This window comes from Candidatus Tisiphia endosymbiont of Hybos culiciformis (assembly GCF_964030975.1).
GTDB lineage: Bacteria > Pseudomonadota > Alphaproteobacteria > Rickettsiales > Rickettsiaceae > Tisiphia.
Genome location: NZ_CAXIQH010000002.1, coordinates 58,713 through 68,831 on the forward strand (window position 1 = coordinate 58,713; position 10,119 = coordinate 68,831).

Annotated in this window: 17 protein-coding genes and 1 pseudogene; 10 read left to right on the top strand and 8 right to left on the bottom strand. The window is 34.0% G+C overall.

Annotation, left to right across the window (positions count from 1 at the left end; genetic code table 11):
- Position 1 precedes the first annotated feature (1 nt).
- The 3 genes from rplQ to ACQH2P_RS11100 all read left to right on the top strand — a co-directional run bounded on the left by rplQ (position 2) and on the right by ACQH2P_RS11100 (position 2,545).
- On the top strand, positions 2-421 hold the full coding sequence (gene rplQ, locus ACQH2P_RS11090) for a 50S ribosomal protein L17 (protein WP_425364226.1): 420 nt from the start codon (positions 2-4) through the stop codon (positions 419-421).
- Positions 422-445: 24 nt separating this feature from the next.
- Positions 446-709: a 30S ribosomal protein S20 gene (gene rpsT / locus ACQH2P_RS11095; protein WP_425364227.1), complete on the top strand. Its 264-nt coding sequence runs from the start codon at positions 446-448 to the stop codon at positions 707-709.
- Between the two features lie 1,029 nt (positions 710-1,738).
- Positions 1,739-2,545 (top strand): glycosyltransferase family 2 protein, encoded by an 807-nt coding sequence (locus ACQH2P_RS11100; protein ID WP_425364228.1) that lies wholly within the window; start codon positions 1,739-1,741, stop codon positions 2,543-2,545.
- Positions 2,546-2,779: 234 nt separating this feature from the next.
- On the opposite strand, the gene ACQH2P_RS11105 is transcribed toward ACQH2P_RS11100, so the two are convergent.
- Positions 2,780-2,941 (bottom strand): hypothetical protein, encoded by a 162-nt coding sequence (locus ACQH2P_RS11105; RefSeq protein ID WP_425364229.1) that lies wholly within the window; start codon positions 2,939-2,941, stop codon positions 2,780-2,782.
- Positions 2,942-3,032: 91 nt separating this feature from the next.
- Between ACQH2P_RS11105 and ACQH2P_RS11110 the strand changes: the two are divergent.
- Positions 3,033-3,329, top strand: a pseudogene (locus ACQH2P_RS11110) (hypothetical protein); the annotation flags it as partial.
- Here ACQH2P_RS11110 and ACQH2P_RS11115 read toward each other — a convergent pair.
- Positions 3,307-3,441, bottom strand: a complete 135-nt coding sequence (locus tag ACQH2P_RS11115; RefSeq protein WP_425364230.1) for a hypothetical protein — start codon at positions 3,439-3,441, stop codon at positions 3,307-3,309. The pseudogene ACQH2P_RS11110 and the gene ACQH2P_RS11115 overlap by 23 nt on opposite strands.
- 197 nt (positions 3,442-3,638) lie before the next feature.
- Here ACQH2P_RS11115 and ACQH2P_RS11120 point away from each other — a divergent pair, with 197 nt between their 5' ends.
- From ACQH2P_RS11120 to ACQH2P_RS11130, 3 genes are read left to right on the top strand one after another with little or no spacing between them, the layout of a single operon-like run.
- Positions 3,639-3,872, top strand: coding sequence for a hypothetical protein (locus ACQH2P_RS11120; protein ID WP_425362589.1), 234 nt, complete (start codon positions 3,639-3,641; stop codon positions 3,870-3,872).
- Between the two features lie 30 nt (positions 3,873-3,902).
- Entirely contained in the window at positions 3,903-4,136 is a 234-nt protein-coding gene (locus tag ACQH2P_RS11125; protein WP_425362621.1) for a hypothetical protein, read from the top strand.
- Between the two features lie 38 nt (positions 4,137-4,174).
- Positions 4,175-5,284 carry an IS66 family transposase gene (locus tag ACQH2P_RS11130; protein ID WP_425362670.1) on the top strand — a complete coding sequence of 370 codons (1,110 nt, stop codon included), beginning with the start codon at positions 4,175-4,177 and terminating at the stop codon, positions 5,282-5,284.
- Here ACQH2P_RS11130 and tnpB (ACQH2P_RS11135) read toward each other — a convergent pair.
- Positions 5,281-5,634 (bottom strand): IS66 family insertion sequence element accessory protein TnpB, encoded by a 354-nt coding sequence (gene tnpB / locus ACQH2P_RS11135; protein ID WP_425362591.1) that lies wholly within the window; start codon positions 5,632-5,634, stop codon positions 5,281-5,283. The genes ACQH2P_RS11130 and tnpB (ACQH2P_RS11135) overlap by 4 nt on opposite strands.
- Positions 5,635-6,101: 467 nt before the next feature.
- Here tnpB (ACQH2P_RS11135) and ACQH2P_RS11140 point away from each other — a divergent pair, with 467 nt between their 5' ends.
- From ACQH2P_RS11140 to ACQH2P_RS11150, 3 genes are read left to right on the top strand one after another with little or no spacing between them, the layout of a single operon-like run.
- Positions 6,102-6,335, top strand: a complete 234-nt coding sequence (locus ACQH2P_RS11140) for a hypothetical protein (protein WP_425362589.1) — start codon at positions 6,102-6,104, stop codon at positions 6,333-6,335.
- 30 nt (positions 6,336-6,365) lie between these two features.
- Positions 6,366-6,599, top strand: a complete 234-nt coding sequence (locus tag ACQH2P_RS11145; protein WP_425362621.1) for a hypothetical protein — start codon at positions 6,366-6,368, stop codon at positions 6,597-6,599.
- A gap of 38 nt (positions 6,600-6,637) precedes the next feature.
- On the top strand, positions 6,638-7,747 hold the full coding sequence (locus ACQH2P_RS11150) for an IS66 family transposase (RefSeq protein ID WP_425362755.1): 1,110 nt from the start codon (positions 6,638-6,640) through the stop codon (positions 7,745-7,747).
- On the opposite strand, the gene tnpB (ACQH2P_RS11155) is transcribed toward ACQH2P_RS11150, so the two are convergent.
- From tnpB (ACQH2P_RS11155) to ACQH2P_RS11175, 5 genes are all read right to left on the bottom strand, one after another.
- Positions 7,744-8,097 carry an IS66 family insertion sequence element accessory protein TnpB gene (gene tnpB / locus ACQH2P_RS11155; RefSeq protein ID WP_425362591.1) on the bottom strand — a complete coding sequence of 118 codons (354 nt, stop codon included), beginning with the start codon at positions 8,095-8,097 and terminating at the stop codon, positions 7,744-7,746. The two genes, ACQH2P_RS11150 and tnpB (ACQH2P_RS11155), sit on opposite strands and share 4 nt — an antisense overlap.
- Positions 8,085-8,474: a hypothetical protein gene (locus ACQH2P_RS11160; RefSeq protein ID WP_425362660.1), complete on the bottom strand. Its 390-nt coding sequence runs from the start codon at positions 8,472-8,474 to the stop codon at positions 8,085-8,087. Before ACQH2P_RS11160 ends, tnpB (ACQH2P_RS11155) begins: the two co-directional genes overlap by 13 nt.
- Before the next feature lie 46 nt (positions 8,475-8,520).
- Positions 8,521-8,649, bottom strand: a complete 129-nt coding sequence (locus tag ACQH2P_RS11165; protein ID WP_425363762.1) for a hypothetical protein — start codon at positions 8,647-8,649, stop codon at positions 8,521-8,523.
- A gap of 281 nt (positions 8,650-8,930) precedes the next feature.
- Complete coding sequence (locus tag ACQH2P_RS11170) at positions 8,931-9,056, bottom strand: hypothetical protein (RefSeq protein WP_425363761.1); 126 nt, start codon at positions 9,054-9,056, stop codon at positions 8,931-8,933.
- Between the two features lie 307 nt (positions 9,057-9,363).
- Positions 9,364-10,119 (bottom strand): cytochrome c-type biogenesis CcmF C-terminal domain-containing protein (locus ACQH2P_RS11175; protein WP_425364231.1); only part of this gene is annotated, 756 nt, incomplete at its 5' end.

The window sequence follows — 10,119 nt, forward strand, 5'->3', positions numbered from 1 at the left end:
TATGCGACATAAAATTAAGGGTAGAAAGCTCAATAGAACAAGTAGTCATAGACAAGCAATGTTTGCTAATATGGCTGTGGCACTTGTGATGAATGAGCAAATAAAAACAACTTTACCTAAAGCTAAAGAGCTTAGACCTTATATTGAGGTACTAGTAACTAAGGCTAAAAAATCTGATTTAGCGGCTAGAAGAATGGTGCTTGCTAAAATCAAAGATAAAGTGGCAACTGAAAAGCTTATTAGTGTTTTAGGCAAAAGATATAGTGAACGTCCAGGTGGTTATACTAGGATAATAAAGGCTGGTTCTCGTCATGGGGATATGGCTCCAGTGGCTTATATTGAGTTCGTTGATAGGGATATAAGCAGTAAAGGTTGTATGACTCCAAAAGCAGAAAGTCATAATCATGAAGAACAAAATTAATGAATCTGTAGGAAAATAATAAATATGGCTAATCATTCATCAGCAAAAAAGGCAATAAGACAAACAATTAAAAAAACTTTAATAAATAAGAATAGAACGAGTAGAATTAAAACATACTTAAAAAAAGTTTTGCAAGAAGTTGCTAGCGGTTCAAAAGAATCAGCCAGATTAGCATTGATTGTTGCACAATCTGAAATAATGAAAGGTGTAACAAAAAATATTATCAAATTAAATACCGCCTCACGTAAAATCAGTAAATTATCTCAGAAAATTAAAAACATGAATTAGCTTCTAATTCGTTAGGCTCTGTAAAGGTTTCTAATTGCTCTATATTTTGAGCTATTTTTTAGTGAGAATAAATAGGATTTTTGAAGGAATATGTACCTATTTCAAGAAAATCATGTTTATTCGTAGCAAAAAAGAGTTCAAAATATAGATCAAAAAATATAGATCAATTAGAAACCTTTACAGAGCCTAATAGCAGGGCAGTTTAAAAGTCGCAACTAATGATATAAAATACTAGATTATAGAAACGAATAACCGTCATCGCGAGCCACGAAGTGGCGTGGCGATCCAAATAAACAGCTTGCTGTTTTATTTTTGCCGTTGCAATTTTTTGGATTGCCGTGTCGTAGCGAAGCGGCTCCTCGCAATGACGTTTATGCATTTCTTAAAACAGATTCTTATATCATTAGTTGCGACTTTTAAACTGCCCTGGCCTAGTAGTGAGAAAATATATATAGCTAATCAGTTAAGGTTCTATATGCTTCTTCGTCTATTAGCGAGGGTACGCCCCACAACTGTCGAAAGTTAGAAGAGGAAGGGGTTTTAAAGGAAATCATGGCAGTTTAAAAGTTGTGGGTTTATAACAGCTGTCATTGCTAGAAGGCGTAAGCCGATGAAGTAATCCTGTTTTTTGTCATCCCTGCGAAAGCAGGGATATAGATTCCCGCCTTTCGCAGGGATGACAAAGAGGCACAACTGTCGAAAGTTAGGAGAGGAAGGGGTTTTAAAGGAAATCATGGCAGTTTAGAAGTTGTGGGTTTATAACAGCTGTCATTGCTAGAAGGCGTAAGCCGATGAAGTAATCCTGTTTTTTGTCATCCCTGCTTCAGTGCGGGATCTTAGATTCCCGTCTACGCGGGAATAACATCTTACAATTGCTTCGTCGACCTACAGTCTTTCTTGCAATGACGTTACCCTACTTAAAAGCCTTCCTCTTGTAACTTTCTATAGCCGTGGTACTCACCCCTCATTTTCAAATCCAATTCTCCAAATCATTTGAGTATACTAATTGGGTTAGTTATAAGGGGTCATATGTCGAAGATTTCAGCTTTCATTATCACAAAAAATGAATCTGCTAGAATAGCAAGAGCTATTAACAGTGTTAAGGCTATTGTAGAAGAGCTTATTGTCATTGATAGTGGTAGCACTGATGATACAGTACAAATTGCTAGAAATTTAGAAGCAAAAGTAATCTTTAACGAATGGAGTGGTTATGTTAAACAAAAAACTTTTGGTGAGAATTTATGTCAGAATGACTGGATATTAAATATTGATGCGGATGAAGAGTTGTCAAAAGAATTGCAGGATGAAATAGAATTTATATTTGCTTCAAATATTCAAGATAATTATTTAGCTTATCGTACTAAAATTGTTATATTGCACCGTAATGATCATAAGGTTCGTCGCTTTGCCCCTTATAATGAGTGCATCAGATTATATAATCGTAAATATAGTAGTTTTTCTAATAATAGTACTACCCATGATTCGGTGTTATTTAATCTAAATATTAACTTACAAAGCAAAATCTATGATTTAAATGGTATAATTTATCATAGATCCGATACGTCAATTGAGCAATTGGTAGATAAAGCAAATTTTTATTCTTCTGAACAAGCGGAAGATTTAGTCAAACTAGGTAGGAATCCATCAAAAATAAGAATTGCTACAGAAACTATTTTTTATTTCCTAAAATCATTCTTTATAAGACGATATTGGATATTTGGTTTTGATGGTTTTGTTGATTCTATAATTTTTGCTTTTGCATGGTTTATAAGGCTTGTTAAAGTAAGAGAGATTTTAAATAATAAAAAACATGATAAAAACCAAGAAAACATATAATTCTTAAAATAAGTGCTTGTATAAGGTGAAAATTTATTGTACAATGGCGGCAACTAAATAAACCGTATTAAACGATTTATTTAGATAAAATAAGAAATATATTAATAACTAAGAGGTAAAGATGTCATTAATGTGCTGAATCTGCAGATGTTAATTTGTGGGAAATGCATAGTGCAGGGAAAGGAAGCAAAGGAGAACGTGTATATGAGTGGTTGCTGATTAAACGTAATGAGATTAATAGTTCAGTGAGTTTGAAAAGTTTTTATTGATTAGACGTTCTATAGTGAAACCTATTGAATTAGGTGATACAAACTTTGTGTCATACCTGCGAAAGCAGGTATCTAGATTCCCGCCTACGCGGGAATGACAACTTACAATAGTTATGTTCTTTATCACCTAATCCTATGAGCATAACTATATGAGTACAGGAGAACTGGCATTTTATAGTGTTATGGCACCTAAGAATAGGTCATTACAGGAACTAGCGATGGCTGCTGGTTCGAGATGGTCAATTGAGGAATGTTTTGAAATGGCAAAAGGAGAAACTGGATTGGATCAGTATGAAGTGCGGAGTTATCGTGGATGGGAGAGGCATACTACATTTTCGATGTGGGCATTGATGATTTTGGTTAATTTAAAAAACAAAGTTAGCGATCCAGCCAATCTTGCTAATAAGTTGTTAGAAAACAATAAGAAACCAGAAATATTAGTAGCAGATTTAGATAAGGAACAAGCATCAGAGCTGGTTTTAGCAAGCGGTGCTATAACAACACAAGAGTTATAGTGAAACCTATTGAATTAGGTGATACAAACTTTGTGTCATACCTGCGAAAGCAGGTATCTAGATTCCCGCCTTCGCGGGAATGACAACTTACAATCGTTATGCTCTTTATCACCTAATCCTATGAGCATAACTATATCGTATACTTGCAGCAAAACTGCATAACTCTATTAAATTTTTTTGGTAGTATGAATTTATTTTATAAATTTGGGTTCCTACTATGCAAATATCACCGATTAGTAAAAAAACTGGTTGAAAAACTATCAGTTATACTATAACATTTCAATTATTAAACGTAATGAATGAATCAAAATGAAAAAGCCAAAAGTAGCGACCTTAAGTGCTGAGGAACGAGAAGAACTAATACAACATATTAAGGCAAGTTCATTAACAGGAGATGATCAGCAAGCGGTGATAGAACTTGTGAAATTTTGTAACGAACTAATAGACAAGCTAGCATCATCAAACATCAGTATAAATAAGCTTAAGGAGATGATGATTGGTTTTAAGGCAGATAACAAAAAAAAGATAGTTCAGATTCATTAAAAGAACCACCGAGTGAATCTGATAATAAGAATGGTGGTAATGAAGAAGAGTACGATGAGTCCAAGAAGAGAGATCGCAGTAATTGGCAAGGTAAATATGGATTTGATGATTATCAGGATGCGAATACCAGCTATTTATCTCCTGAGAATTTTTGTAGTGGTGATAGCTGTCCTCACTGTGATAATGGTAAACTCTATAATAGTGAAGCTAGAAAATTGCTACAATTTACAGGTAATGCTCCAATTACAGTCAACAGATATGTAAAGAAAACGTTACGCTGTAATGCTTGCGATTATACAGTTATGAACAATAAAAATATCAACAAATGGACAAATAGTAGCAAAAGTGCAATAGTGTTACAAAAGACCTACGGTACTCCCTTCTATCGTTTATCTAGGTTGCAAAGTTTAAGCGGGGTTCCTGTATCCCATAGCTCGTTGTGGCAACAATATTTAGATGTTTGGCAAGAAGGTGGTGGAGCTGAAATTTACAGGGTATTATTGGAAATGGCTGCCGAATGTAGTTCACTGAACCTTGATGATACTAGAGCCAGGATTTTAGAAATTACTGTAGCCAATAAAAAATTACGTACTCAAAATAAGAAAGGACGCAGCTGTTATACCACTACTATATGTGCTAAAACTACAAATAATGAGGTGATAGTTTTATATTTTACCGGTAATAAGCATGGCGGGGAAAATATTGGTAACGTACTAAAGAATCGTAAGAATAGGACTGATTCTATTCATTTAATGACTGATGCAAGTAACAATAATAACCCGGTATTATCAGAAGCAGATAAAGAATTACTGGCAATAATAGTGATGATCAATTGTTTGTCACATGGGCAGAGAAAATTTACAGAGAATGAACCATATTACCCTGAAGAATGCGGATATTTTCTCAAACAGACTGGTGGGATTTACCATAATGAACATCAATGTAAAGAGATGAGCCTTGAGGAAAAGCTGAAGTACCATCAGGAACATAGCAGTAAATATATAGAAAACATATATAACAAAATAGACGAATTATTTAACGACAAGAAAGTTGAGCCTAATAGTAGGTTTGGGCAAGCTATGAAATATTGGTTAAATAATAAAGAAGGTTTGACGCAATTTTTGAAAATTCCAGTTAGCAGTCTTGATAATAATTGGGCTGAGAGGTCACTACGTACCATTATTTTACAAAGGAAGAATTCATTATTCTTTAAAACAATCAATAGTGCTGAGATACATAGTGGTCTGTATAGTATAGTAAAGACTTGTAGTGAGAACGAGATCAATGCCTTTAAATATTTAAATTGGCTGCAAGAGCAGAGCAGCAAAGCAAAGAAGCATCCTACGAATTATACGCCTTTTGCCTATGCAAGATATATAAATAATACGGAATTAATCGAGACGGCAGCTTAAATGACAGGAAGCCAATCATTAGAGAGTTTGGCAGAACTAGGATCACCATTATGAATAAGAATGTGTAAGGTTCTATAACAAATCTGATAAGATGAATTATCAGATGGGGAAAGTTTTGCCGTAAATTTACCTTTGGATAGGCGTTTAGAGCATAACCAAAAGCCTTGACCATCAAAGGACAAAATTTTAATGGCAGTTCTGTTTTTATTATAGAATAAAAACAAGGAACCATTAAGAGGGTTGGAAGAAAGTTTTTGTCTGCAAACAGCTATTAAACCATCGATACCCTTACGAAAGTCGATGGCAATAGTGGCAACAAAAATAACTGACTGAGGGGTTAGTTGCAGCATAGAAATGTCTGAATTATGATTTTTGGATCCAATGTTTGGATAATAAGCTTGGTACCATTTGGTTTAATAATGTGGCAAGTGTAGTAATTTTGTTTGGGAGTAGCCACAGGATCAGTATCTATAGAATTTACTAGTTGAAATGGAAGGAAATTAATATCTTGTTGCAGTTTTGCTGCAAGTATACGTTGAATTGAACTAATTATTGTTTTATTAATATTGAGATGTTTGGCTATATCTTTGCAAGAATAGTGATGGAGTAGCTGGCGAACTAATTCCTTTAGATGGTTTGGTATGGGTATACTTGCAGCAAAACTGCATAACTCTATTAAATTTTTTTGGTAGTATGAATTTATTTTATAAATTTGGGTTCCTACTATGCAAATATCACCGATTAGTAAAAAAACTGGTTGAAAAACTATCAGTTATACTATAACATTTCAATTATTAAACGTAATGAATGAATCAAAATGAAAAAGCCAAAAGTAGCGACCTTAAGTGCTGAGGAACGAGAAGAACTAATACAACATATTAAGGCAAGTTCATTAACAGGAGATGATCAGCAAGCGGTGATAGAACTTGTGAAATTTTGTAACGAACTAATAGACAAGCTAGCATCATCAAACATCAGTATAAATAAGCTTAAGGAGATGATGATTGGTTTTAAGGCAGATAACAAAAAAAAGATAGTTCAGATTCATTAAAAGAACCACCGAGTGAATCTGATAATAAGAATGGTGGTAATGAAGAAGAGTACGATGAGTCCAAGAAGAGAGATCGCAGTAATTGGCAAGGTAAATATGGATTTGATGATTATCAGGATGCGAATACCAGCTATTTATCTCCTGAGAATTTTTGTAGTGGTGATAGCTGTCCTCACTGTGATAATGGTAAACTCTATAATAGTGAAGCTAGAAAATTGCTACAATTTACAGGTAATGCTCCAATTACAGTCAACAGATATGTAAAGAAAACGTTACGCTGTAATGCTTGCGATTATACAGTTATGAACAATAAGAATATCAACAAATGGACAAATAGTAGCAAAAGTGCAATAGTGTTACAAAAGACCTACGGTACTCCCTTCTATCGTTTATCTAGGTTGCAAAGTTTAAGCGGGGTTCCTGTATCATATAGCTCGTTGTGGCAACAATATTTAGATGTTTGGCAAGAAGGTGGTGGAGCTGAAATTTACAGGGTATTATTGGAAATGGCTGCCGAATGTAGCTCACTGAATCTTGATGATACTAGAGCTAGAATTTTAGAAATTACTGTAGCCAATAAAAAATTACGTACTCAAAATAAGAAAGGACGCAGCTGTTATACCACTACTATATGTGCTAAGACTGCCAATAATGAGGTGATAGTTTTATATTTTACCGGTAATAAGCATGGCGGGGAAAATATTGGTAACGTACTAAAGAATCGTAAGAATAGGACTGATTCTATTCATTTAATGACTGATGCAAGTAACAATAATAACCCGGTATTATCAGAAGCAGATAAAGAATTACTGGCAATAATAGTGATGATCAATTGTTTGTCACATGGGCAGAGAAAATTTACAGAGAATGAACCATATTACCCTGAAGAATGCGGATATTTTCTCAAACAGACTGCTGGGATTTACCATAATGAACATCAATGTAAAGAGATGAGCCTTGAGGAGAAGCTGAAGTACCATCAGGAACATAGCAGTAAATATATAGAAAATATATATAACAAAATAGATGAATTATTTAACGACAAGAAAGTTGAGCCTAATAGTAGGTTTGGGCAAGCTATGAAATATTGGTTAAATAATAAAGAAGGTTTGACGCAATTTTTGAAAATTCCAGTTAGCAGTCTTGATAATAATTGGGCTGAGAGGTCACTACGTACCATTATTTTACAAAGGAAGAATTCATTATTCTTTAAAACAATCAATAGTGCTGAGATACATAGTGGTCTGTATAGTATAGTAAAGACTTGTAGTGAGAATGAAATCAATGCATTTAAATATTTAAATTGGCTGCAAGAGCAGAGCAACAAAGCAAAGAAGCATCCTACGAATTATACGCCTTTTGCCTATGCAAGATATATAAATAATACGGAATTAATCGAGACGGCAGCTTAAATGACAGGAAGCCAATCATTAGAGAGTTTGGCAGAACTAGGATCACCATTATGAATAAGAATGTGTAAGGTTCTATAACAAATCTGATAAGATGAATTATCAGATGGGGAAAGTTTTGCCGTAAATTTACCTTTGGATAGGCGTTTAGAGCATAACCAAAAGCCTTGACCATCAAAGGACAAAATTTTAATGGCAGTTCTGTTTTTATTATAGAATAAAAACAAGGAACCATTAAGAGGGTTGGAAGAAAGTTTTTGTCTGCAAACAGCTATTAAACCATCGATACCCTTACGAAAGTCGATGGCAATAGTGGCAACAAAAATAACTGACTGAGGGGTTAGTTGCAGCATAGAAATGTCTGAATTATGATTTTTGGATCCAATGTTTGGATAATAAGCTTGGTACCATTTGGTTTAATAATGTGGCAAGTGTAGTAATTTTGTTTGGGAGTAGCCACAGGATCAGTATCTATAGAATTTACTAGTTGAAATGGAAGGAAATTAATATCTTGTTGCAGTTTTGCTGCAAGTATACGTTGAATTGAACTAATTATTGTTTTATTAATATTGAGATGTTTGGCTATATCTTTGCAAGAATAGTGATGGAGTAGCTGGCGAACTAATTCCTTTAGATGGTTTGGTATGGGATCAAACTTGTTAGTTTTAGTTTGACGCCAGGCTTTAAATTGCTGAGCTACTTGCTCAATAGTAATTGATGGTATTTGCATAGTAGGAACCCAAATTTATAAAATAAATTTTATACTAACAAAAAAATTAGATAGAGTTATGCAGTTTTGCTGCAAGTATACGGTTTGGTATGGGATCAAACTTGTTAGTTTTAGTTTGACGCCAGGCTTTAAATTGCTGAGCTACTTGCTCAATAGTAATTGATGGTATTTGCATAGTAGGAACCCAAATTTATAAAATAAATTTTATACTAACAAAAAAATTAGATAGAGTTATGCAGTTTTGCTGCAAGTATACACTATATCTGCAGGTCAAGAGCAATTGGATTCAATGCACGAATATAAAAAAAACAGAAGATTTTATCAGCCTTACGGTTCAAGAAATTAGACGTTTTGTAAAGTTGATTTTTTCAAGCTTATTTACGACAACAAAGGAAGCATTCTTAAGCCTATCCTTATGGCGAAGACGACACCAAGCCAGAGCAAAAGATTGTCACTTTAAAGATAAAGAAAGAACCCGTGTACTGTATGCACAAAGTTTACGACTGTAGTACTAGATTCCCGCCTTCGCGGGAATGACAACTTACAATCGTTATGTTCTTTATCACCTAATCCTATGAGCATAACTATAAAGAAAGAACCCGTGCACTGTATGCACAAAGTTTACGACTGTAGCACTAGCTCATACCCTACATTTTTTATTCTATCGTAAAAATAGCAAAAAATTATAAGGATATTATGCTACACAAGCGTCATTGCGAGGAGTGTGTAAGCACGACGAAGCAATCCACTTCTGGTCTTTTGGATTGCTTCGTCGCCTAAAGTGGCTCCTCGCAATGACAGTTAGAGATCGGTTTTTTTTCCTTAAATTGGTATATTATGTCGAATTACACTTTCACTACAAAATAAAAAATGTAGGGTACTTATGGGGCTAGCTGGTAGAGCGACGAAATAATCCGATTAACAATCCTCCGGCTATAATCATAATAGATATCCAAATAAGACTCATCATCGGTTTGTAATATATTTTTGCATGAATTACATCATCATCAATTTTACTTAATACCGCGTAAAGATCATAAGTTAAATAAGAATATATATTACTTTCTTGAGATAGTTGTTTTTCTATTATATATAATCTATTTTCAGGCTTTAATATAGTGATATTATTTTGTTGATCCTGAATCCAAAATTCAGCAATTTGCCGATAATAATTTTGGGCTGTGGATACTCTAATATCTTTTAAGGTAACTTCAAACCCACCTGCTGTTACCTTGTCTCCAACTTTTCCTATAAAATCTACTTCGCTTTGTAATAATGAATTAAGAGTAATAGTTAAAACAAGTAAGCCAAAGCCTAAATGCCCTAAGATCATAGCAATATTGGCTTTTAGTTTGGTTCTAAAAAAATTGCTTTTTGCTAATACATAATAACAATTTTGTATTATTAGAAAAAGAGAAAATGTCACAGCACATGCTGAAATAAAACCATACTGAATTTGGTATGAGCTAATAAAAGTTATTGCAAAAGAACTAGCTAAAATTAGTAGCTGTTTTCTTCTTATATAGTTAACCAGACTAGTATTTAACCATAGTAAACTGACGTCATTGCGAGGAGGCATAAGCCGACGAAGCAATCCATTTTTGATTGCTTTTATGGATTGCTTTGTCGCTACTACAGTAGCTCC

Excerpts from the sequence above, each read along its gene's own strand:
- ACQH2P_RS11100 (WP_425364228.1), top strand. The coding sequence starts at position 1,739 with ATGTCGAAGATTTCAGCTTTCATTATCACAAAAAATGAATCTGCTAGA.
- ACQH2P_RS11150 (WP_425362755.1), top strand. The coding sequence starts at position 6,638 with ATGAACAATAAGAATATCAACAAATGGACAAATAGTAGCAAAAGTGCA.
- ACQH2P_RS11145 (WP_425362621.1), top strand. The coding sequence starts at position 6,366 with ATGGTGGTAATGAAGAAGAGTACGATGAGTCCAAGAAGAGAGATCGCA.
- ACQH2P_RS11165 (WP_425363762.1), bottom strand. The coding sequence starts at position 8,649 with ATGCAAATACCATCAATTACTATTGAGCAAGTAGCTCAGCAATTTAAA.
- ACQH2P_RS11125 (WP_425362621.1), top strand. The coding sequence starts at position 3,903 with ATGGTGGTAATGAAGAAGAGTACGATGAGTCCAAGAAGAGAGATCGCA.
- ACQH2P_RS11160 (WP_425362660.1), bottom strand. The coding sequence starts at position 8,474 with ATGCAAATACCATCAATTACTATTGAGCAAGTAGCTCAGCAATTTAAA.
- ACQH2P_RS11140 (WP_425362589.1), top strand. The coding sequence starts at position 6,102 with ATGAAAAAGCCAAAAGTAGCGACCTTAAGTGCTGAGGAACGAGAAGAA.
- rplQ (WP_425364226.1), top strand. The coding sequence starts at position 2 with ATGCGACATAAAATTAAGGGTAGAAAGCTCAATAGAACAAGTAGTCAT.
- tnpB (WP_425362591.1), bottom strand. The coding sequence starts at position 8,097 with ATGCTGCAACTAACCCCTCAGTCAGTTATTTTTGTTGCCACTATTGCC.
- rpsT (WP_425364227.1), top strand. The coding sequence starts at position 446 with ATGGCTAATCATTCATCAGCAAAAAAGGCAATAAGACAAACAATTAAA.
- ACQH2P_RS11130 (WP_425362670.1), top strand. The coding sequence starts at position 4,175 with ATGAACAATAAAAATATCAACAAATGGACAAATAGTAGCAAAAGTGCA.
- ACQH2P_RS11120 (WP_425362589.1), top strand. The coding sequence starts at position 3,639 with ATGAAAAAGCCAAAAGTAGCGACCTTAAGTGCTGAGGAACGAGAAGAA.
- tnpB (WP_425362591.1), bottom strand. The coding sequence starts at position 5,634 with ATGCTGCAACTAACCCCTCAGTCAGTTATTTTTGTTGCCACTATTGCC.
- ACQH2P_RS11170 (WP_425363761.1), bottom strand. The coding sequence starts at position 9,056 with ATGCTCATAGGATTAGGTGATAAAGAACATAACGATTGTAAGTTGTCA.